Origin of the sequence: Rhodophyticola sp. CCM32 (genome assembly GCF_004751985.1) — a bacterium.
Classification (GTDB): Bacteria; Pseudomonadota; Alphaproteobacteria; order Rhodobacterales; family Rhodobacteraceae; genus Rhodophyticola.
The window spans coordinates 1,219,410-1,240,015 of the sequence record NZ_CP038492.1 but is presented as its reverse complement, the minus strand read 5'-3'; the positions used below and the strand labels follow the sequence as shown (position 1 = coordinate 1,240,015).

Sequence of the window (20,606 nt, the reverse complement as noted above, 5' to 3'; positions counted from 1 at the left end):
GGCCTTCGCAAGCGCGCTACGGCCTCTGACCCGCCCTCAGCGCCGGGGCCAGCCCCAGAGGCATAACATCTCCATCGCCACATGGGCTGCGGCCACGGCTGTAATCGCCCCTGTATCAAACGGGGGTGAAACTTCCACCACATCGCCGCCAATCAGATTGATCCCCGCCAGATCCCGCAGAAAAATCGCCGCCTGGCCAGAGCTGAGCCCACCCCAGACCGGCGTGCCCGTGCCCGGGGCAAAGCCCGGGTCCAGCCCGTCGATATCAAAGCTCAGATAGACCGGCGCGGTGCCGGTGATGCCGCGCACCTGTTCGGCCACCGCCTGCGGGCCGCGTTCATGAACCTGCCGCGCATCAATGATCGCGATCCCCAGATTATCCTCCACCACCGTGCGAATGCCCACATGGACAGACCGGGCCACATCAATCAGCCCTTCCTGAACCGCCGTATAGCAAAAGGTGCCATGGTCGATCCGCGCCGGATCATCATCGGGCCAGGTATCCGTATGGGCATCCACCTGGATCAGCGCGACCGGCCCGTGTTTCGCGGCATGCGCCCGCAGGATCGGCAGGGTGATCGAATGATCGCCCCCCAGGGTGATGGCGCCCGCGCCCGCCTCCAGAATGCCCGCGATATGCGCCTCCAACAGGGCGGGAAACCCGGAAGTGTCGGCATAATCAAACGCCAGATCGCCGTAATCAACAATCGCCAGCGCCTCCAGCGGCGAATACCCGTCCCAGCCATAGGGCGGGTCAAACACCTGCAGGCTTGACGCCTCGCGGATCGCACGCGGCCCCAACCGCGTACCGGGCCGGTTGGTCACCGCCTGGTCAAACGGCACACCGGTGATCGCCAGATCGACCCCGGTCAGATCCTTGCTGTAGCGCCGGCGCATGAAACTGGTCGCGCCGCCAAAGGCGTTCTCGAAGCTGAGCCCTTTGAGATCGCGGCGTGTGAATGCCTGATCAACCTGATGTTTTGCATCTTCCAGGGCCATGCCACATCTCCCGCTTTTGACCATCTGGCAAGCCCGCTGATCAAAAGACAAGCGGGAATAATCCGATTGTATCGCTTGCACCCAAATCCCTGCCGGGGCATGCAAGAGTACGCAGGGCGGCGGAGACAGCAGATGACCGATCCACAGACATTACGCGACGGGTTTATCGAAGGGATGAGCCGTGCCGCAGCCTCGGTCAGCGTGGTCACCACGGACGGGCCCGCCGGGCGCGCCGGTGTGACGGTCAGCGCGATGACCTCGATCTCGGCCGATGGCGACCGGCCCACAATGCTGGCCTGTGTGAATGCCTCCTCCAGTTCCCTGCCGCTGATCCTTGAGAATAAATGCTTCTGCATCAATGTGCTCAGGATCGACCAGAACGATATATCCGATATCTTTTCCGGCCGCCTGCCCGCCCCGGATGGCGACAAGTTCAACTGCGTCGAGGCAGAGCCGATGCCCTCGGGCGCGCCGCGTCTGGTGGGCGCGCTGGTCAGCTTCGATTGTGTGCTGATCTCGGCTGAAAAACATGGCACCCATCACATCTGCATCGGCGCGGTGGACAAGGTCGTCACCGCCCCGGACGGCAGCCCCCTGCTATACGGGATGCGCCGCTATCTGCGGGCGGAACGGCACTGACCCCTGCGGCCCCGCGCCTTTGCCCGCGAAGCTTTGCCCTTGAAGCCGGGCCTCAACATGTAAAACTCTGTCGGACCCCCGGGGACTGCCATGAATGACACCTCTGATACGCTTGTGCAGGACCCCGAAGGCGGTCTGCCGCGCCTGTTGGAGATCATGCGCCGCTTGCGCGACCCCGAGACCGGCTGCCCCTGGGACATTGAACAAAGCTTTCAGACCATCGCGCCCTACACGATCGAGGAGGCGTATGAAGTGGCCGATGCCATCGACCGCAACGCCTGGGGCGAGTTGGAGGGGGAATTGGGCGATCTGCTGTTGCAGGTGGTCTATCATGCGGAAATCGGGGCCGAGCGCGGATTGTTCGATTTCGGCTCTGTGGCCAATGCAATCTCGGACAAGATGGTGGCCCGGCACCCCCATGTGTTCGGCAGCGAAAGCCGCGATAAATCCGCTGAACAGCAAACCCGCGACTGGGAGCAGATAAAGGCGGCTGAACGCGCCGGGCGTGCAAAACCCGGGGTGCTGGATGATGTGGCGCTGAACCTGCCTGCCCTGATGCGCGCCGAAAAACTGCAAAAGCGTGCGGCGCGCGTCGGGTTCGACTGGCCCCATATCGGCCATGTGGTGGCAAAGATCGCGGAAGAAGCCGGTGAACTGGCCGAGGCGCGGGATCATCTGCCGCCGGAGAAAATTGCCGAGGAAATGGGCGATCTGCTGTTTGTCATGGCCAATCTGTCCCGCCATCTGAAAGTGGACCCCGAACAGGCCCTGCGCGGTGCCAATGCCAAATTCACCCGCCGTTTCGCCTATATCGAGGCGGCTTTGGCTGAGGCCGGGAAACGCCCCGCTGACAGTGATCTGGACGAAATGGATGCGCTTTGGGATGCCGCCAAACGCGCGGGATTGTAACGCAGCCGGCCCGGCCCCCTCTCTGACATAGCCATTGAACACCGGCAGGATACGGCCCACAAACGCGCCGTGATGATGAGGCAGGGTTCCATGCGTGAGGCAAGCACCGCAGCGGGGCCGCAATCCCATCCGGGGCGGGCGGCATTCTGGATGATCGGGGCGATTGTCTCTTTCAGCGCGATGGCCGTGGCGGGACGCAAGGTTTCGGTCGATCTGGATACATTCGAGGTGATGACCTACCGCTCGGCGGTCAGTCTTCTGCTGGTTCTTTTGATCGGCGGCGCGGCGGGCACTCTGGGCCAGATCCGCAGGCACAGGCTGGCCACCCATGGGGTGCGCAACCTGGCCCATTTTACGGGCCAGAACCTGTGGTTCTACGCGATCACCGTGATCCCTCTGGCACAGGTCTTTGCGCTGGAGTTTACCTCTCCGCTCTGGGTGTTGCTGTTTGCCGCGCTGTTTCTTGGCGAACGGCCGACACCGGTGAAAGGGCTGGCCGGGCTGGCGGGGTTCATCGGCATCCTGATCGTGGTGCAGCCGGGCAGCGCGCCCCTGTCACCGGGGATGATCGCGGCAGCGATGGCCGCCATCTGTTTCGCGGTCACGGCGATTTTCACCAAATCCCTGACCCGGACCGAAACGATCACCTGCATTCTGGCCTATCTTGCGGCGATGCAACTGGTCTTTGGCCTGGTCGCCTGCCTGATCGACGGCGATATGGCCCTGCCGGGTCTGCCTATCGCGCCATGGGTGGTGCTGATCGGCGTGGCCGGTCTGACCGCGCATTTCTGCATGACCAAGGCGCTGAGCATCGCGCCTGCAAGCATCGTCATGCCGATGGATTTCATCCGCCTGCCCGCCATCGCGCTGGTGGGTATGGCGCTTTATGCAGAGCCGTTGGACTGGGCGGTCATTGCCGGGGCTGCGTTGATCTTTGTGGCCAATTACGTCAATATTCTTGCCGAAACACGCCGCCCGCCTTCGCAGGTGAAGTGATGTAAATCAGACACAACCTCCCATGAAAAGCGCCTTGCCAGATGGCAAAGCATCGCTTGACCCAAAGGAAGATTTGACCGGATCAGGTTTGTTGCGCCTAGAATAATACGGGGCAAAAAATCAAATAATACCTTTAGGAGGAAGAGCAATGAAAATCGCCGTCACAGCCAGTGCAGCCTTGCTTGCCAGCACAAGCCTGGCCTCGGCCGATCTCAACCGGACCAATCAGTCAATGCGCATTCTTTTCGAAGATGTGGGCGCAAGCGGCAATTATGTGGAATTGTCCTACGGCTATGCGTCACCGGAAGCCAATACCTCCAGCTCCATCGTGTCCAACCCTCTGCAAAGTTACAATCAGGCCGGTCTTGGCTTCCTTCACCGGTTCAATGATCAGCTGTCTTTCGCAATCATCTATGACCAGCCTTTCGGCGCGGCGGTTTCATATCCCGGCGGCACCCCGTTTTTTGGCGGCAATGCGACCTTCGAAACGGAGTCCTTCACCTTTGTCGGACGTTATGAATTCGGAAACGGCTTCAGCGCCCATGCCGGCCTGCGAACGCTTTATGTTGACGGCAGCATCTTTACGAGTGTCGGCGCTACGGGGTTTGTTGATCTGACCGGGGACAGTGATATCGGCTTTGGCGGTCTGATCGGCGTGGCCTATGAAATCCCCGACATCGCCCTGCGCGTTGCGCTGACCTATAATTCCACGATTGACGTGACATTCGATGCCGTCGAAACGCCCGCGCCTGTGCCATTTGGAACCGGCGGTGCCGCAGTCAACACAACCTTTGACGTCGAATTTCCTGACAGCATCAACCTGGATTTCCAGACCGGTATCGCTGAGGACACGCTGCTGTTCGGCGGGATACGGCACACATTTTGGGATGGGTTTACCCTGACAACAACCCGCGGGAATTACGTGGGCTTCACCTCGGATTCCACCGAATATGTCATCGGGTTTGGCCGCCAGTTCAACGAAAACTGGTCCGGGTCAATTTCATATACGCACCGCACCAATGGGACGATCCCAAGTGATACGGCGCTTGCACCGACAACCGGTCTCGACAGCCTGACAGTCGCGGGAAGCTATGAAAACGAGAATGGGCTGGTGATCTCCGGCGGGGTTACCTATGGCGTCCCCGGCGACCAGATTGTGCAGAACCCCCTTGTTCCCGGCGGCCAGTTGACCTTTGACGATAATGAGGTCTTTGGCGTCGGTATGCGGGTCGGGTTCCGGTTCTGATCCAAACCTTCTGACAGAACGTCACCACACCCCCCGCCCCTGTCCGGCGGGGGTGGTGTTGCGCAGGTTCCGGGTCGCGCCGCTTCATGAGCGCTGATAGACCGCGCCCATGACACAGCAATCCCTCTCCACCCGGGCCTGGGCCGAGATGACGCTTCTGGGCGTGATCTGGGGCGCGTCCTTCCTGTCGATCAAACTCGCCCTGACCGAGGTGCCGGTGATGACCCTTGTGGCGCACCGGGTTGTCTGGGCCTGCCTGCTGCTTTGGGGCTATGTCGCCTGGAAGGGCCTGCCCCTGCCGCGAGAGCCCCGGATCTGGGGCGCGTTTCTGGTCATGGGGGCTCTGAACAATGTGCTGCCCTTCATCCTGATGGCCTGGGGGCAGCAGTTTATCGAAACCGGTCTGACCTCGATCTTCAATGCGGGCACTGCCGTGTTCGGGGTGCTGGTCGCGGCCATGATCTTTCGGGATGAGCGTTTGACGCTGAGGCGGGGCATTGGTGTCTGCATCGCCTTTTTCGGGGTTGCGGTGGCCATCGGCCTCGACAGTTTTTCCGAATTTGACATCCGGTCGCTGGCGCAACTTGCGGTGATCGCGGGCACGGTTTCCTATGCCTTTGCCGCGGCCTGGGCGCGGGTGCATCTGGCAGACCTGCCGCCGCAACTGGCCGCCGCAGGCATGCTGACCGGCGCCTCGCTGATCATGCTGCCGCTGGCCTGGGTGATCGACGGCGCCCCGCAATGGCCGCAACAGCCGGTGACCTTTGCCGCTATCGGCTATTTCGCCATTCTGGGCACGGCCATGGCCTATCTGCTGTATTACCGGGTGCTGGCCATGGCGGGCAGCGGCAATGCGATGCTGGTGACCCTGCTGATCCCGCCTGTGGCGATCCTGCTTGGCGCGCTGATCCTGGGGGAACGTCTGGCGGCAGAGGCCTTTGCGGGCTTTGCGCTGCTGGCCCTTGGCTTGCTGATCCTGGATGGGCGGGTGTTGCAGAGGATGCGAAAATCACCATCTCCGTAGGGACGTCTCTTAATTCAGAAATGCTGGTTTATCAGCTATACCACGCCCGGCGGCACCGCCGGGCAGCGCCCGCCCCTCGGCTCAGGCACTGCCCTCCACGCTATCCATGTGCGTTGCAGATTACATGGGCGATGCTCAAACATTTCTGCAGCATCCGTGTCTGTGTTTTGAAATTAATGCGCCCCCTGCCGCAAAAACCAGATGCAGATGTCCCGCGCCCGCGCTAGGGGTTGGACCCAAATGAGCGGGACAGACGTTAATGAAGCTGATCTATGACACACCCGAGGCGTGGCAGAACGCCGCCGAGAAACACCTGCTGGTTTTCGGCATGTCGGGTCTGGGCAAGACCCGGCTGGCCAGCATGCTGCGCGGCGATGGGGGCTGGTTCCATTACTCGGTCGACTACCGCATCGGCACTGCCTATATGGGCGAACATATCGCCGATAACCTGAAACGCGTGGCCATGCAGACCCCGTTTCTGGCCGGGCTTCTGCGCTCGGATTCGATCTATATCGGCTCCAACATCACCTTTGACAATCTGGACCCGCTGTCCAGCTTTCTGGGCAAACCCGGCGATCCGTCCAAGGGCGGGCTGGGTTTTGACGATTATCAATACCGGCAGGCCCTGCACCGCCGGGCCGAGATCAATGCGCTGCTGGACACGCCCGGTTTCATCGCCCGGGCCCGTGATCTGTATGGCTACCCGAATTTCATCTGCGATACCGGCGGCTCCATCTGCGAGGTGGTGGAGCCGGAGAACCCGAAAGATGAGGTTCTGACGACCCTTGCCAGAAATACCCTGATGGTCTGGATCGAAGGCAGCGAGGATCACACGGCCGAGCTGATCCGCCGGTTTGATCAGGCGCCCAAGCCGATGTATTATCAGCCTGAATTCCTGATCATGCAGTGGACTTCTTACCTGAAGGAAAACAACGTCTTGCCTGATAATGTTGACCCGGATGACTTTGTGCGTTTCGCCTATGCCTCTGCGCTGGCCCATCGTGCCCCGCTGTACCGGGCCATGGCGCGAAACTGGGGTGTCACGGTGACAGCCGATGAGGTTGCGTCGATCCGCGACGGGCAGGATGCCACAGACCTGATCGGCATCGCCCTTGGCAGGCGCGCGGAAAGCGCTTAAGTCAGCCCTCTTCTGTCGCTCTCAACCCGGGACCCTGACCCAAATGCCCATCAAGCTGCCCTCCACCCTGCCCGCCTATTCCGTGCTGCGGCAGGAAGGTGTCATGGTGATGCCCGAACAGGTGGCAGGCAAACAGGATATCCGCCCGCTTCGGATCGGGTTGCTGAACCTGATGCCCAAGAAAATCCAGACAGAGACACAATTCGCCCGGCTGATCGGCGCCTCCCCATTGCAGATCGAACTGACCCTTATCCGCATGTCGGAACACATATCCAAAACCACCTCGGCCGCGCATATGGAAAGCTTCTATCGCAGCTTTCAGGAGGTTCGGGACCGGAAATTCGACGGGCTGATCATCACCGGGGCCCCGATTGAACATTTGCCTTTTGATCAGGTGACTTACTGGGAGGAGCTAAAGCAGGTCTTCGACTGGACGCAGACCCATGTTCATAACACGTTCGGCGTGTGCTGGGGCGGGATGGCGATGATCAATTATTTCCACGGGGTAAAGAAACATGCCCTGGCAGAGAAAGCCTTTGGCTGCTTCCGGCACAGCAATCTTGCCCCCGCCTCGCCCTATCTGCGCGGCTTTTCCGATGATTGCGTGATCCCGGTCAGCCGCTGGACCGAAATGCGCCAGACAGAGATCGCGGCGGCGGGCGGGTTGACCACGCTTCTGGGCAGTGACGAGGTTGGCCCCTGTCTGGTGGAAGATGCGGGCCACCGGGCGCTCTATATCTTCAACCATTTCGAATATGACAGCGACACGCTGAAACAGGAATATGATCGCGACATTGAAAACGGCACCGCCATCCATGTGCCCGCCGGCTATTACCCCGGCGATGATCCGGCGAACCCGCCGCAGAACCGCTGGCGCAGCCATGCCCATCTGCTTTATGGCAACTGGATCAGCGAAGTCTATCTGACCACGCCCTTTGATATGGATGAAATCGGCCGCTCCAGCACCGATCTGAGGGTGTGAATGACCGAAGGTGACAGCCGCATGATCGAGGTGGCGGGCCACGACATCCATCTGTGGGAGGCGGGCCAGGGCCCCACGGTTATCCTGCTTCATGGCGCAGGCGGCAATCTGCGGGATTTCACCTTTCATCTGGCCCCTGCCCTGGCCGCGCGCTATCGCGTCATCGCCTTTGACCGCCCCGGTCTGGGCCTGTCCCAGAGCCTTGGCCGGGGCCGTGAAAGCCCCGCCGAACAGGCGGAAATTCTGTCGCGTGCCGCCACGCGACTGGGGGTCACGCAGGCCGTGATCGTCGGCCATTCCTATGGTGGTGCGGTTGCCATGGCCTGGGCGCTGAACCATGCGGATCAGGCCGCCGCGATCGTGTCTCTGGCCGGGGCCACCCATCCCTGGGATGGGGGGCTTGGCGCCTATTACGCGATGACCGGGTCCCGGCTTGGCGGTCTGACAATCGTACCGCTTATTGCCAATCTGGTGCCCAGACGCATGGCCCAGAACACGATTGAATGCATCTTTGCCCCGGATCCGGTGCCAAAGGGCTATGGTGGTTTCATCCGCCCCGAACTGACCCTGCAAAGCCCGGTTCTGCGCGCCAATGGCCGCCAGGTGATGGAGCTTTTGCCCCATGTCGCCGCCATGTCCCTGCGCTATCCCGATCTTGATCTGCCGGTGGAGATTGTCCATGGCAGGGCCGATACCACCGTTCCGCTGACCACCCATTCCACCCCGCTTGCGGCCCGGGTAAAAGGCGCAAACCTTACCATTCTGGAGGATGCCGGCCATATGCCCCATCATGCCGACCCGGAGGCCACAATCGCCGCAATTGACCGCGCAGCCGACCGCGCCGGATTGCGCTAGGCCGGTGGGGGCTCCATATTGGGACAGGGACACAGAAAAAACAGAGGCCGATCATGAGCAAGCCCTTCGACGGCGCCATCACCCGGTTTTACAAGGAAGAGGCGCCAAAAGAAGTGCGTGACACCCTGAAAGCTGCCAGAAAAGACCATATTCTTGATCGCCATTACCCCTATGACAGGCGTATGGATAAAGAGGCCTATGAGGAGCAGTTGCAGGCCTTGCAGATCGAACTGGTGAAATGCCACGCCTGGGTGCGCGATACCGGCCAGCGCGTGGCGGTGATCTTCGAGGGCCGCGATGCCGCGGGCAAGGGCGGGTCGATCAAGCGGGTGCGGGAAAACCTGAACCCGAGGGTGGCCAGTGTTGTGGCCCTGTCAAAACCCACCGAGCGGGAAGCCAATCAATGGTATTTTCAACGCTACATCCATCACCTGCCCGCCGCTGGCGAAATCCGCCTGTTTGATCGCAGCTGGTACAATCGCGGCGTGGTGGAACATGTGTTCGGCTTTTGCACCCCGGATCAGCGCCATGCGTTTTTTCACCAACTGCCCGATTTTGAACAGATGCTGGTGGCCGATGGCATCCATCTGGTGAAGCTTTGGCTGAATGTGGGCCGGGCAGAGCAGTTGCGCCGGTTCCTTGACCGTGAAAAAGACCCGCTGAAACAATGGAAGCTAAGCTGGATCGACGTGGAGGGGCTGAAGAAATGGGATGCCTATTCTGATGCGATCGGGGAAACCTTGAGCCTGGGGCACACCTCCGATGCGCCCTGGAATGTGGTGCGTTCCGATGACAAACGCCGCGCCCGGCTGTCGGTGATCCGGCGGATTCTGTCGGGCCTGCCCTATACCGGGCGCAAGGACAGGGTCGTTGACAAACCCGACCCCGCAATCTGCGGCGGACCCGAGATGTGGGCCGATCGTGCCTATGCCTAAACGCGGCTATCATCATGGCAATCTGCGGCAGGCCCTGGTTGAGGCCGCCCTTGTGCTGATCGAGCATAAGGGCCCGTCCGGCTGGACCCTGTCGGAGGCGGCGAAAAACGCCGGTGTGACCCCGGCTGCCGTCTATCGCCATTTTGAAGGGCGCGAGGATCTGATCGCCGAAGCCGCGCGACAGGGTCATGAGATTTTTGCCGATCTGATGGAATTTGCCTTCAATGAAGGCAAACCCTCGGCCCTGGCCGCGTTCGAGGCCACGGGGCGGGCCTATCTGGCCTTTGCGCGCAAATATCCGGGCCATTACATGGCGATGTTCGAAAGCGGCTTATCGGCCAATGAAACGCCGGAACTGGCCGCGGCGGCCACCAAATCCCGCGGGGTTCTGGAACGCGCGGCGGAGGCTTTGTCAGAACATATCCCCCCCGGCAAACGCCCGCCGCCTTCCATGTTCAGCGCCCATATCTGGGCCTTGAGCCATGGTGTGGTTGAACTCTTCGCCCGGGGCCGCCCCGGCGGCAACGCACCCTTCCCGCCCGAGGATTTGCTGGAAAGCGGGATCGGGATTTACCTGCGTGGCCTGGGGTTGATCGCGCCCGATCAATAAGCGCCGCGCCTTTGGCATGGGTTCGGATGCCTCCGGCGGGGATATTTATCAAGCAGAGAAGCCGGACAAGGCTTATTCAGCGGCTTCGGCCAGGGGCGCGCCACCATTGCGGAAGGCGGCCATGAGATCGGCGCGCTGTTTTTCGGCCTTTTCGGCGTTTTTCTCTTTGACCGGGCCAAAGCCGCGAATTTGCAGCGGGAGTTCCGCCAGAGCCACAGCGATATCCATGGTCTGAGGCGTCACTGCGGGCAGAACGGCGGCCATATCCCTCTCATAGGTTTTGATCAGGCCGCGTTCCATCCGACGTTCAGCCGTATAGCCAAACGGGTTCAGCGGCGTGCCGCGCAGGGGTTTCATCCTTGCCAGCAATTTATAGGCCCGCCCGATCCACGCCCCGAATTCCCGTTTCCGGGGGCGGCCCGAGGCATCACGACCCGGCAGGAAGGGCGGGGCCAGATGATAGGTCAGGCTGAGATCGCCCTCAAACTCGGCCTGCAATCTGGCTTCTGTATCCAGATGCAAGCGCGCGACCTCATATTCATCCTTATAGGCCAGCAGCTTGTGATAGCCCTTGGTCACCGCCTCTTTCAGGCGCGGATCGGCAATGTCATCGACCAGTCTGCGATAGCGTTTCGCCAGACGCGCATTCTGGTATTCTGTCAGATGATCGGCGCGGAAGGCGATTTTCTCGTCCAGGGATTTGGGTTTGCTGATCACATTGGGCTGTTGCAACCCATCCGCCTCTTCCGGGTTCAGATGGGCCCACCGGCCAAGCTCAAACGCGCGTTTGTTGCGTTCCACGGCGGTGCCGTTCAGCTTGATCGCGGCCAGAATCGCATCATGGCTGAGCGGCACAAGACCCATCTGCCAGGCGGCGCCGAAGATCATCATGTTGGAATAGATCGAATCCCCCATCAGGATACGGGCCAGTTCCGTGGCATCAAACAGGCAAAGCCGGTTCTGAAGGCGGGCCTGAAGCGCGACCTCCAAGTCCTTGCCGGGAATACGGAATTCCGTGTTCAGGGTGAACGCACCGGTGGTGATTTCATGGCTGTTCACGGCGGCCCCCGTGCGCCCTGTGGTCATCAGCCCAAGCGTCGCGGCACCGGCCGAGACCACCAGATCGCCACCGATGACCGCATCGGCCTCACCGGTGGCAACGCGGATCGCCGAAATATCCTCGGGCCTCTCCGCCAGCCGCAGATGGATATGCACCGCGCCGCCCTTCTGGGCCAGACCCGCCATCTCGATCATGCCCGCGCCTTTGCCGTCGATCTGGGCGGCCTGTGCCATCACCGCGCCGATGGTGACAACGCCCGTGCCGCCGACGCCGGTGACCACGATATTATGGGTGCCGGAAATCTGCGGCAGATCCGGGGCGGGCAGATCCCCTGTCTCCACCTCGGCGCTGGCCTGTTTTCTGATCTTGGCCCCCTGCACCGTCACGAAACTGGGGCAGAATCCGTTGACGCAGCTGAAATCCTTGTTGCAGGTGGATTGGTCAATCGCCCGTTTGCGGCCCAGTTCGGTTTCCACCGGCACAATCGACATGCAATTCGACTGTATCCCGCAATCGCCGCAGCCTTCGCAGACATCCGTGTTGATGAACACGCGTCTGTCGATATCGGGGAAGGTGCCACGCTTGCGGCGGCGGCGTTTTTCGGCGGCACAGGTCTGCACATAAAGGATGGCAGAGACACCTTTGACCGTGGTCATCCTTTTCTGCACATGCATCAGTTCGTCCCGCGGATGCCGGTCCAGTCCCTTGGGAAAGGCCGAGAAATCAATGGCTTCCTTGGGGTCATAGACAAGGGCGATGGTTTTCACCCCCATCGCGACCAGCTCATGGGCAATCTGTTCGGGGCTCAGTTCCCCCTCATTGTCCTGCCCGCCGGTCATCGCCACGGCATCGTTATAGAGGATCTTGTAGGTGATGTTGGTGTTGGCGGCCAAAGCGGCGCGGATCGCCAGCAGACCGGAATGGTTATAGGTGCCCTCGCCCAGGTTCTGGAACACATGGTCGCGGGTCGAAAATGGCGCTTCGCCCACCCAGTTCACGCCCTCGCCGCCCATATGGGTATAGCCCTCGGTGGAGCGGTCCATCCAGAGCGCCATCACATGGCAGCCGATCCCGGCCCCGGCTCGGGAGCCATCGGGCACCTTGGTGGAGGTGTTATGCGGGCAGCCGGAACAGAACCAGGGCGTGCGCTGCGCCAGATCGGGGGCGTTATCGGCGCGGCGGGCCTCGACAATCCCGGCGATCCCCGCCTCGATCCGGTCGGTCCGGCGGCCTTCCTCGATCAGGATATCGCCAAGTTTCTGGGCGATATCCAGCGGGTCCAGCGCGTAATGGGAAGGGAACAGCCCCGGCCCGTCACTGCCTTTCTTGTAGCCATAGACCCGGCGCCCCCGGCGATCATCGAAAATCGCCTCCTTGACCTGCACCTCGATCAGCTTGCGCTTCTCTTCCACCACCACAATCAGGTCGAGCCCCTCGGCCCAGAGGCTCAGGCCCTTCATATCCATCGGCCAGGTCTGCCCCACCTTATAGGTGGTCACGCCAAGCCGTTCCGCCTCGGCCTTGTCGATGCCCAGCAATTCCAGCGCATGGATCAGGTCGAGCCAGTTCTTGCCAGCAGCCACAAAGCCGATCTTCGCGCCCGGCTTGCCATGCATGCGTTTATCCATGCCATTGGCGTGGGAAAACGCCTCGGCGGCGAAACGTTTATGTTCCAGCAGGCGTTCCTCCTGCGGGATCCAGTGGTCATTCAGACGAATGTTCAGCCCGCCCTCGGGCATGTCGAAGGCGGGGGTCACAAATGACACCCGGTGCGGGTTGCCATCGACGATGCTTGTCGCCTCAACCGTGTCTTTCATCACCTTCAACCCGGTCCAGACCCCGGCAAACCGGCTGAGAGCAAAGCCGTAATGGCCGTAATCCAGAATTTCCTGCACCCCGGCGGGGCTGAGCACCGGCATATGCACATCGACCAGCGCCCAATCGGATTGGTGGCACACGGTGGAGCTTTCGCCGGTGTGGTCATCCCCCATCGCCATCAGCACGCCGCCATGGGCGGAACTGCCCGCCATGTTCACATGGCGCATCACATCGCCGGACCGGTCCACCCCCGGGCCCTTGCCATACCAAAGGCCGAAGACACCGTCATATTTCCCCTCGCCGCGCAGTTCCGCCTGCTGGCTGCCCCAAAGGGCGGTTGCGGCCATATCTTCATTGGTGCCGGGCTGAAACAGGATATCGGATGCGGTCAGATGTTTCTGCGCACGGGCCATCTGCAGATCAACCGCACCCAGAGGCGACCCGCGATAGCCGGTCACATACCCGGCGGTGTTCAGCCCTGCGGCCTTGTCACGCGCTTTCTGGGCAATCATCAGCCTGACCAGGGCCTGTGTGCCATTCAGCAGCACCGGCGATTTGGTCATGTCATAACGATCTTCTAGAGAGACCTGTTGAACACCCATTTGGCCCTCCCGCCCAAAAATGATACCCTTACAAAAGTATAGGTCAAATACACTGACCTGAAAACTGTTTTCTTTGCCCCGGGCTTTGGTTGCGCTTGCATGACCCCCCGGAGCCTTTATGTCTCTGCAAGCGCTTTGGTTTGAAGATCGGGAGAGTAAAAGAATGGACTGGGATAAGCTGCGCATATTTCACGCAGTTGCCGATGCCGGCAGCCTGACCCATGCAGGTGACACCCTGCATCTGTCGCAATCGGCGGTCAGTCGTCAGATCCGTGCGCTTGAGGAAAACCTGAACACCACGCTGTTCCACCGCCATGCGCGCGGCCTGATCCTGACCGAACAGGGGGAATTGCTGTTTGACGCCACGCGGTCCATGTCGAAACGGCTTGATGCGGCCTCGGCCCGGATCCGCGACAGCGAGGAAGAGGTGTTTGGTGAGTTGCGGGTGACCACCACCATTGGCTTCGGCTCGCTTTGGCTGGCCCCGCGCCTGCCGCAGCTTTATGCCAAATACCCCCATCTCAGAATTGACCTGATGCTTGAGGAACGCCTGTTGGACCTGCCCATGCGCGAGGCCGATGTGGCGATCCGCATGAAGGAACCCTCGCAGGCCGATCTGATCCGTCGTCGGTTGATGACCATCAACATGCGCCTCTACGCCTCGCCACGCTATCTGGCGGCCAATGGCACGCCCGAGACATTGGCGGATCTGGGCACCCACCGTCTGATCAGCCAGAACACCCAAAGCGCCCAGGTCAGTTCCGGCGCGACACTTGTGCGCGAGCTGATGTCCCATGAAATCGGCGGCTTTCTGACCGTGAACAACTATTTCGGCGTGTTGCAGGGGGTTATCCATGATCTGGGCATCGGCGTTCTGCCAGATTACCTGACCGAGGATTTCCCCGATCTGATCCGGGTTCTGCCAGAGGTGGAAAGCAACGAAGTTCCTGTTTTTCTGGCGTATCCCGAAGAGCTGCGACAGTCGAAGCGGATCGAGGTGTTCCGCGACTTCGTCACCGAAGAGGTCATTGCCTATCGCCGCCGCAAACGGGATGCTGCCCAGGCTGAACATAGCTGACCTCTGTGTGCTATGCGCCACAGGCATGGCAGCATTGCGGCAGTGCAGAAGGAAACCCCTTGAACGATTCCAATCTGCCGCTTATTTGATCATTAGTGGATGATGATGAGCAATCATAATCATCCCTACCTCCCTGTTGGACTTTGGCCGAGACTCCGTCTCGGCCTTTTTTTGCCCGGAGGGGATGTCAATGACTGTTTATAATGTGCAGACAAATCCCGATCTTTCCGATTGGGCCGCGCTTGAGCTGTTGCTGCGGCAGGCCTATGCGCCGATGGAAGGGCGCATTGATCCGCCCTCCTTTCTCACCGGAATGACGCGCGACGATATTGCCCGCAAGGCCGCCGAAGAGGATCTGTTCCTGATCCGGGAGCAGACCCGCCCGGTGGCCTGCGGATTTGGACATCAGGATGGCACTTTCTACGAGATCGGAAAACTGGCCGTCGCCGCGACCCATCGCCGTCGCGGTCTGGCCCGCCACATGATGGACGCCGCCACCACCCGTGCGCGCACCCTGGGTCTTGCGGGTCTGCAACTCTATGCCCGCATCGAATTGGTTGAAAATCACGCCACCTACCGGGCGCTCGGCTTCCAGCAGGTGGCAGAGTTTTCCCATCCCGGTTTCACCCATCCCACGGCGCTGATCTTTCGTCGCGCCCTCTAGCAGAAATCGTTTCATCTGACTCAAAATTCGCTGCCTTTCGATCAGCAAGACGCTGATCTATTGCGTTTCGACTTTACATGGATACAGAGACAACGGCTTTCGCGTTTGAGCCGAAGGCGAAAGGCAGCGAAAGGCGTTTCAACAGTAAGTCGAAACGCTATAGAGCGCGAATTTTGATGAGCGGTGGTGCAGAATAAAACGATTTCGCTGTAAGGCTTCCCCCCATCGCTGTGACGGCTTATAGACCGCCCCAATTGGGGGACAGACCTGTATGACCGAACCAGATATCACACCCGACCTGATCGCCGCCCACGGGCTCAGCCCCGAGGAATATGCGCGCATTCTGGAGATCATCGGGCGGGAGCCATCTTTTACCGAGCTTGGTATCTTCTCGGCCATGTGGAACGAACATTGTTCCTATAAATCGTCGAAGAAATGGCTGCGCACCCTGCCCACGGACGGCCCGCAGGTGATCTGCGGCCCCGGTGAAAATGCCGGCGTGGTGGATATCGGCGATGGCCAGGCGGTGGTCTTCAAGATGGAAAGCCACAATCACCCCTCCTATATTGAACCCTATCAGGGCGCGGCCACCGGGGTGGGCGGCATCCTGCGCGATGTGTTCACCATGGGCGCACGCCCCATCGCTGCGATGAATGCGCTAAGCTTCGGCAGCCCGGACCACCCGAAAACCCGGCAACTGGTTCACGGGGTGGTCGAAGGGGTTGGCGGCTATGGCAACTGTTTCGGCGTGCCGACCGTTGGTGGCGAGGTCCGGTTTCATCGGGCCTATGACGGCAATTGCCTGGTCAATGCCTTTGCCGCCGGTCTGGCCGATGCCGACAGGATTTTCTATTCGGCGGCCTCGGGGGTTGGCATGCCTGTGGTCTATCTGGGTGCGAAAACCGGCCGTGACGGGGTCGGCGGCGCGACCATGGCCAGCGCCGAATTTGACGAGACGATCGAAGAAAAGCGCCCCACGGTTCAGGTCGGCGACCCGTTCACCGAAAAACGCCTGCTGGAGGCGACGCTGGAACTGATGCAGACCGGGGCGGTGATCTCGATCCAGGATATGGGTGCGGCCGGGCTGACCTGCTCGGCGGTGGAAATGGGCGACAAGGGCCATCTGGGCGTGAAGCTGACCCTCGACACCGTACCGGTGCGCGAGGAAAACATGACCGCCTATGAGATGATGTTGTCGGAAAGCCAGGAACGCATGCTGATGGTTCTGAACCCGGAACTTGAGGCCGAGGCCAAGGCGGTTTTCGAAAAATGGGATCTGGATTTCGCCATTGTCGGGGAAACCATCGCCGAAGACCGGTTTCTGATTCTCCATGGCAATGAGGTGAAGGCCGATCTGCCGCTGTCGAAACTCGCCTCCACCGCGCCGGAATATGACCGGCCCTGGGTTGAAACCCCTGCCGCGGAAGACATGGCCCCGGTGCCCGAGATTGACTCGGTTGACGGGTTGCGCGCGCTGATCTCATCGCCCAACTACGCCAGTAAACACTGGGTCTATGAACAATATGATTCCATGGTGATGGCCGATACGATCCGCAATCCGGGGCTGGGGGCGGGCGTGGTGCGGGTGCACGGAACCGACAAGGCGCTGGCCTTCACCAGCGATGTGACCCCCCGCTATGTCAAAGCCAACCCGGTCGAGGGCGGCAAACAGGCGGTGGCCGAGGCCTATCGCAACCTCACGGCCATCGGCGCGACCCCTTTGGCCAGCACCGATAACCTGAATTTCGGCAATCCCGAAAAGCCCGAGATCATGGGCCAGCTAGTCGGCGCGATCAAAGGCATCGGCGCCGCCTGTACCGCACTTGGCATGCCGATCGTGTCAGGCAATGTCTCGCTTTACAACGAAACCGATGGTCAGGGCATTCTGCCGACACCGACCATCGGCGCGGTGGGCCTGCTGGATCATACGGATAACCTGATCGACGGCACCGCCCGCGAGGGGCATCTGGCCCTGTTGCTGGGGGAGACTGAGGGCCATCTGGGCCAGTCCGCGCTTTTGGCCGAGGTGTTCAACCGCGAAGACGGCGATGCCCCCCATGTGGATCTTGAGGCCGAGGCGCGCAATGGCGATTTCATCCGCGCCAACCGGGACTGGATCAATACCTGCGCCGATCTGTCCGATGGCGGGCTGGCCCTGGCCGCGTTCGAGATGGCCGAGGCTGCGGGCATCGGCGTGACCATTGACGCGGGCGACACCGCCACATTGTTCGGCGAGGATCAGGGCCGCTATCTGATCGCCTGCTCTTTCGACGCGGCCGAGGCGCTGATGGTGGCCGCGGGGCAAGCCGGTGTGGTGTTGACCACAATCGGCCGGTTCGGCGGTGATACGGTGCGCCTCGGCGGGGCGGAGGCCCCGCTGGCCGAGCTTGCGGCCCTGTATCGCGGCGCCTTTGCCGGGGTCTTTGCGTGACCCTATGGCACGGTTGGGGGGCCTCCGCACGCCCCGATATCCCTGCTTTTCGCCGCATCATCTTGCACGGCCCCGCCCCTCTCTCTACATTCGAAATGAAACAGTCAGGGATCGCCCGATGGCCATTACCGCCCATGATATAGAAACGATGATCCGCGAAACCTTTCCCGATGCCATGATCCGGGTGCAGGGCGATGACGGCGCCCATTTCGCCGCCGAGGTGATTGATGAGAGTTTTCGGGGCCAGAACCGGGTGCAGCAGCAACGCGCGGTTTATGCAGCCCTGAAAGGCAAGATGGACGGGGCGCAGGGCGAATTGCACGCGCTGGCGCTGACCACCAAGGCCCCGGGATAGATGGAAAATACTCCACCAGAGTATACCGGCACCTCGGAATACGCCTTCGGTGCGGCCGAGCTTGCGCCGTATATCTGGGGCGGTTTTGCGGTGCTGACGCTGCTCGGCGCCATCGGAATTGTTCTCTCCTTCCGCCGTCGCCACTTGGCGGTTCGTCGGCCGCGCGGCACGGCCCCGGACGATGGTGACACGATCTTGCATACCTCGATGGGGTCGTCGCAAAGCTGGGGGGCTGGTCATGCGTCCCGAATCTGGCGCGTGACCAAGGACCCTCAGCAATACGCCAAGGCCTTTGTGCCGGGAAGAAAACGATAAGGATACCAATGCGATGAGCGCTGAAAACACGATCAAAGACACGGTCACCTCGAACGATGTGGTTCTGTTCATGAAAGGCACCAAGATGATGCCGCAATGCGGGTTCTCCTCCCGTGTGGCGGGGGTGCTGAACTTCATGGGGGTTGAGTTTTCCGATGTGAATGTGCTGGCCGATGAGGAAATCCGCCAGGGCATCAAGGAATATTCCGACTGGCCCACCATCCCGCAGCTTTACGTGAAGGGTGAGTTTGTGGGCGGCTGCGATATCATCACCGAGATGACCCTGTCGGGGGAACTGGACCAGCTTTTTGAAACCAATGGCGTGTCTTTCGACAAAGACGCCGCTGATAAAATCCGCGAAACCAACGCCTGAGGGGTGTCGCCGCGCGGGCGCGCGCCGACTTGGCGAGGGGCCAGCCCCTCCCGCTCCCTGGGATATTTATCAAGCAGAGAAGGGCTGAACCCAGGCTGGATCAGCCCTTTTTGGTGGCCCCGCTGCGCACATGTTTGGACAGGCGCGAGGGGGTGGATTTCTTGCGATCCTTATAGGGGTTCGCGTCTGCCTGGCTGCGCATATAAAGCCGAACCGGTGTGCCCGGCATATCAAAGCTGTCCCGCAACCCGTTGATCAGATAGCGTGAATAGCTTTCCGGCAGTTTTTCCGGCAGGGAACACATCACCACGAAACCCGGCGGCCGTGTCTTGGCCTGGGTCATATAGCGCAATCTGATCCGGCGGCCTCCCGGCGCGGGGGGCGGATGGGCCTCCAGCATGCCGGTCAGCCAGCGGTTCAGCCGCGCGGTGGAGACACGGCGGTTCCAGACCTCATGGGCTTTCAGGATTGCCGCCTGCAACCGGTCGAGCCCCCGCCCGGTTTTGGCAGACACCGTGATCAGGGGCGCGCCGCGAAGTTGCGGCAGCAAGCGTTCAAACGCCTCTTTCAGGTCGCGCAGCTTTTCCTGTTTATGGTCTTCCAGATCCCATTTATTGACGGCCACAACCACCGCCCGGCCTTCCCGTTCGGCCAGATCGGCAATCCGCAGATCCTGCTGCTCAAACGGGATCGCCGCGTCCAGCAGGACCACCACCACCTCGGCGAATTTCACCGCCCGCAACCCGTCGGAGACCGAGAGTTTCTCAAGCTTCTCCTGCACCCGGGCCTTTTTGCGCATGCCCGCGGTGTCGAAAATCCGCATCGGGGTGTCGCCCCAGGTGAAAGGCACCGAAATACTGTCGCGGGTGATCCCGGCCTCGGGCCCGGTCAACAGACGGTCTTCGCCGATGATCTGGTTGATCAAAGTGGATTTTCCTGCATTCGGGCGGCCCACGATGGCAATCTGCAAGGGTTTTGAAGGGGTTATGACGCGGCCCTTTTCCTCATCCTCCAGATCAATATCGGTTTCCGCGTCTTCGGCCAGGGTTTCCGCCGCCTCAACCATAGGCGCCAGCATCACCGCCAGTTCCGCCATCCCCTCGCCATGTTCCGCGGACAGCGCCAGAGGCTCGCCCAGGCCCAGACCATAGGCTTCCAGAACACCTGCCTCGCCCTGGCGTCCCTCGGCCTTGTTCACGCCAAGCATGACATGGGTGCCGCGTTTGCGCAGCAGATCGGCAAACATCTCATCCACCGGGGTGATCCCGGCCCGCGCGTCGATCAGAAACAGACAGGCATCGGCCATATCCACCGCCCGTTCCGTCAGCCGCCGCATCCGGCCCTGCAAACTGTCATCGGTCGCTTCTTCCAGCCCTGCGGTGTCGATCACGGTAAAACGCAGATCGCCCAGACGCGCCGCGCCTTCGCGCAGGTCCCGGGTGACCCCCGGCTGGTTGTCGACCAGCGCCAGACGTTTGCCGACCAGCCGGTTGAACAGGGTGGATTTGCCCACATTGGGCCGTCCGACAATGGCAAGGGTGAAGCTCATGAAACCCGTTTCCCGCTAGAAGAGGCGC

19 protein-coding genes are annotated in these 20,606 nt (G+C 61.0%); 16 read left to right on the top strand and 3 right to left on the bottom strand.

Features of this window, described 5'->3' with window-relative positions; genetic code table 11:
- Window positions 1-36: 36 nt before the first annotated feature.
- The gene (gene speB, locus E2K80_RS06020) at window positions 37-999 is read right to left on the bottom strand and encodes an agmatinase (RefSeq protein WP_135373695.1); all 963 of its coding nucleotides are present in this window, start codon (window positions 997-999) and stop codon (window positions 37-39) included.
- A gap of 132 nt (window positions 1,000-1,131) precedes the next feature.
- On the opposite strand from speB, the gene E2K80_RS06015 reads away from it, so the two are divergent.
- From E2K80_RS06015 to E2K80_RS05970, 10 genes are all read left to right on the top strand, one after another.
- Window positions 1,132-1,638 (top strand): flavin reductase family protein, encoded by a 507-nt coding sequence (locus tag E2K80_RS06015; RefSeq protein ID WP_135373693.1) that lies wholly within the window; start codon window positions 1,132-1,134, stop codon window positions 1,636-1,638.
- A gap of 90 nt (window positions 1,639-1,728) precedes the next feature.
- Complete coding sequence (gene mazG, locus E2K80_RS06010) at window positions 1,729-2,547, top strand: nucleoside triphosphate pyrophosphohydrolase (protein ID WP_135373691.1); 819 nt, start codon at window positions 1,729-1,731, stop codon at window positions 2,545-2,547.
- Window positions 2,548-2,637: 90 nt separating this feature from the next.
- Window positions 2,638-3,543 (top strand): DMT family transporter, encoded by a 906-nt coding sequence (locus E2K80_RS06005; RefSeq protein WP_135373689.1) that lies wholly within the window; start codon window positions 2,638-2,640, stop codon window positions 3,541-3,543.
- 148 nt (window positions 3,544-3,691) lie between these two features.
- Window positions 3,692-4,789, top strand: coding sequence for an OmpP1/FadL family transporter (locus E2K80_RS06000; RefSeq protein WP_135373687.1), 1,098 nt, complete (start codon window positions 3,692-3,694; stop codon window positions 4,787-4,789).
- A gap of 109 nt (window positions 4,790-4,898) precedes the next feature.
- A complete protein-coding gene (locus E2K80_RS05995) occupies window positions 4,899-5,813 on the top strand; it encodes a DMT family transporter (protein WP_168193115.1) in 915 nt (304 codons plus the stop codon).
- A gap of 265 nt (window positions 5,814-6,078) precedes the next feature.
- Window positions 6,079-6,951, top strand: a complete 873-nt coding sequence (locus tag E2K80_RS05990) for an ATPase (protein ID WP_135376493.1) — start codon at window positions 6,079-6,081, stop codon at window positions 6,949-6,951.
- A 43-nt stretch (window positions 6,952-6,994) separates the two neighbouring features.
- Window positions 6,995-7,933, top strand: coding sequence for a homoserine O-succinyltransferase (locus E2K80_RS05985; protein ID WP_135373685.1), 939 nt, complete (start codon window positions 6,995-6,997; stop codon window positions 7,931-7,933).
- Complete coding sequence (locus E2K80_RS05980) at window positions 7,934-8,788, top strand: alpha/beta fold hydrolase (protein ID WP_135373683.1); 855 nt, start codon at window positions 7,934-7,936, stop codon at window positions 8,786-8,788.
- 53 nt (window positions 8,789-8,841) lie between these two features.
- Window positions 8,842-9,723, top strand: a complete 882-nt coding sequence (ppk2, locus tag E2K80_RS05975) for a polyphosphate kinase 2 (RefSeq protein WP_135373681.1) — start codon at window positions 8,842-8,844, stop codon at window positions 9,721-9,723.
- Entirely contained in the window at window positions 9,716-10,333 is a 618-nt protein-coding gene (locus E2K80_RS05970) for a TetR/AcrR family transcriptional regulator (protein ID WP_135373678.1), read from the top strand. Before ppk2 ends, E2K80_RS05970 begins: the two co-directional genes overlap by 8 nt.
- Window positions 10,334-10,405: 72 nt before the next feature.
- Here the strand turns inward: E2K80_RS05970 and E2K80_RS05965 are convergent, their stop codons facing one another.
- Window positions 10,406-13,813 (bottom strand): indolepyruvate ferredoxin oxidoreductase family protein, encoded by a 3,408-nt coding sequence (locus E2K80_RS05965; protein ID WP_135373674.1) that lies wholly within the window; start codon window positions 13,811-13,813, stop codon window positions 10,406-10,408.
- 163 nt (window positions 13,814-13,976) lie between these two features.
- Here E2K80_RS05965 and E2K80_RS05960 point away from each other — a divergent pair, with 163 nt between their 5' ends.
- The 6 genes from E2K80_RS05960 to grxD all read left to right on the top strand — a co-directional run bounded on the left by E2K80_RS05960 (window position 13,977) and on the right by grxD (window position 19,029).
- Window positions 13,977-14,891: a LysR family transcriptional regulator gene (locus tag E2K80_RS05960; RefSeq protein WP_135373670.1), complete on the top strand. Its 915-nt coding sequence runs from the start codon at window positions 13,977-13,979 to the stop codon at window positions 14,889-14,891.
- Window positions 14,892-15,081: 190 nt separating this feature from the next.
- Window positions 15,082-15,555 carry a GNAT family N-acetyltransferase gene (locus E2K80_RS05955; protein WP_168193114.1) on the top strand — a complete coding sequence of 158 codons (474 nt, stop codon included), beginning with the start codon at window positions 15,082-15,084 and terminating at the stop codon, window positions 15,553-15,555.
- 271 nt (window positions 15,556-15,826) lie between these two features.
- Complete coding sequence (gene purL / locus E2K80_RS05950; RefSeq protein WP_135373663.1) at window positions 15,827-17,986, top strand: phosphoribosylformylglycinamidine synthase subunit PurL; 2,160 nt, start codon at window positions 15,827-15,829, stop codon at window positions 17,984-17,986.
- 118 nt (window positions 17,987-18,104) lie between these two features.
- Window positions 18,105-18,341, top strand: a complete 237-nt coding sequence (locus tag E2K80_RS05945; protein WP_135373660.1) for a BolA/IbaG family iron-sulfur metabolism protein — start codon at window positions 18,105-18,107, stop codon at window positions 18,339-18,341.
- Complete coding sequence (locus E2K80_RS05940) at window positions 18,342-18,656, top strand: hypothetical protein (RefSeq protein WP_135373658.1); 315 nt, start codon at window positions 18,342-18,344, stop codon at window positions 18,654-18,656.
- Window positions 18,657-18,669: 13 nt separating this feature from the next.
- Entirely contained in the window at window positions 18,670-19,029 is a 360-nt protein-coding gene (gene grxD / locus E2K80_RS05935) for a Grx4 family monothiol glutaredoxin (RefSeq protein ID WP_135373656.1), read from the top strand.
- Between the two features lie 100 nt (window positions 19,030-19,129).
- On the opposite strand, the gene der is transcribed toward grxD, so the two are convergent.
- Window positions 19,130-20,578, bottom strand: a complete 1,449-nt coding sequence (der, locus tag E2K80_RS05930) for a ribosome biogenesis GTPase Der (RefSeq protein WP_135373655.1) — start codon at window positions 20,576-20,578, stop codon at window positions 19,130-19,132.
- Between the last annotated feature and the right edge of the window lie 28 nt (window positions 20,579-20,606).

Excerpts from the sequence above, each read along its gene's own strand:
- speB (WP_135373695.1), bottom strand. The coding sequence starts at position 999 with ATGGCCCTGGAAGATGCAAAACATCAGGTTGATCAGGCATTCACACGC.
- ppk2 (WP_135373681.1), top strand. The coding sequence starts at position 8,842 with ATGAGCAAGCCCTTCGACGGCGCCATCACCCGGTTTTACAAGGAAGAG.
- E2K80_RS05965 (WP_135373674.1), bottom strand. The coding sequence starts at position 13,813 with ATGGGTGTTCAACAGGTCTCTCTAGAAGATCGTTATGACATGACCAAA.
- E2K80_RS05995 (WP_168193115.1), top strand. The coding sequence starts at position 4,899 with ATGACACAGCAATCCCTCTCCACCCGGGCCTGGGCCGAGATGACGCTT.
- E2K80_RS05940 (WP_135373658.1), top strand. The coding sequence starts at position 18,342 with ATGGAAAATACTCCACCAGAGTATACCGGCACCTCGGAATACGCCTTC.
- E2K80_RS06015 (WP_135373693.1), top strand. The coding sequence starts at position 1,132 with ATGACCGATCCACAGACATTACGCGACGGGTTTATCGAAGGGATGAGC.
- E2K80_RS06000 (WP_135373687.1), top strand. The coding sequence starts at position 3,692 with ATGAAAATCGCCGTCACAGCCAGTGCAGCCTTGCTTGCCAGCACAAGC.
- E2K80_RS05985 (WP_135373685.1), top strand. The coding sequence starts at position 6,995 with ATGCCCATCAAGCTGCCCTCCACCCTGCCCGCCTATTCCGTGCTGCGG.
- E2K80_RS05980 (WP_135373683.1), top strand. The coding sequence starts at position 7,934 with ATGACCGAAGGTGACAGCCGCATGATCGAGGTGGCGGGCCACGACATC.
- der (WP_135373655.1), bottom strand. The coding sequence starts at position 20,578 with ATGAGCTTCACCCTTGCCATTGTCGGACGGCCCAATGTGGGCAAATCC.
- E2K80_RS05960 (WP_135373670.1), top strand. The coding sequence starts at position 13,977 with ATGGACTGGGATAAGCTGCGCATATTTCACGCAGTTGCCGATGCCGGC.
- E2K80_RS05945 (WP_135373660.1), top strand. The coding sequence starts at position 18,105 with ATGGCCATTACCGCCCATGATATAGAAACGATGATCCGCGAAACCTTT.
- E2K80_RS06005 (WP_135373689.1), top strand. The coding sequence starts at position 2,638 with ATGCGTGAGGCAAGCACCGCAGCGGGGCCGCAATCCCATCCGGGGCGG.
- E2K80_RS05955 (WP_168193114.1), top strand. The coding sequence starts at position 15,082 with ATGACTGTTTATAATGTGCAGACAAATCCCGATCTTTCCGATTGGGCC.
- mazG (WP_135373691.1), top strand. The coding sequence starts at position 1,729 with ATGAATGACACCTCTGATACGCTTGTGCAGGACCCCGAAGGCGGTCTG.
- E2K80_RS05970 (WP_135373678.1), top strand. The coding sequence starts at position 9,716 with ATGCCTAAACGCGGCTATCATCATGGCAATCTGCGGCAGGCCCTGGTT.
- grxD (WP_135373656.1), top strand. The coding sequence starts at position 18,670 with ATGAGCGCTGAAAACACGATCAAAGACACGGTCACCTCGAACGATGTG.
- purL (WP_135373663.1), top strand. The coding sequence starts at position 15,827 with ATGACCGAACCAGATATCACACCCGACCTGATCGCCGCCCACGGGCTC.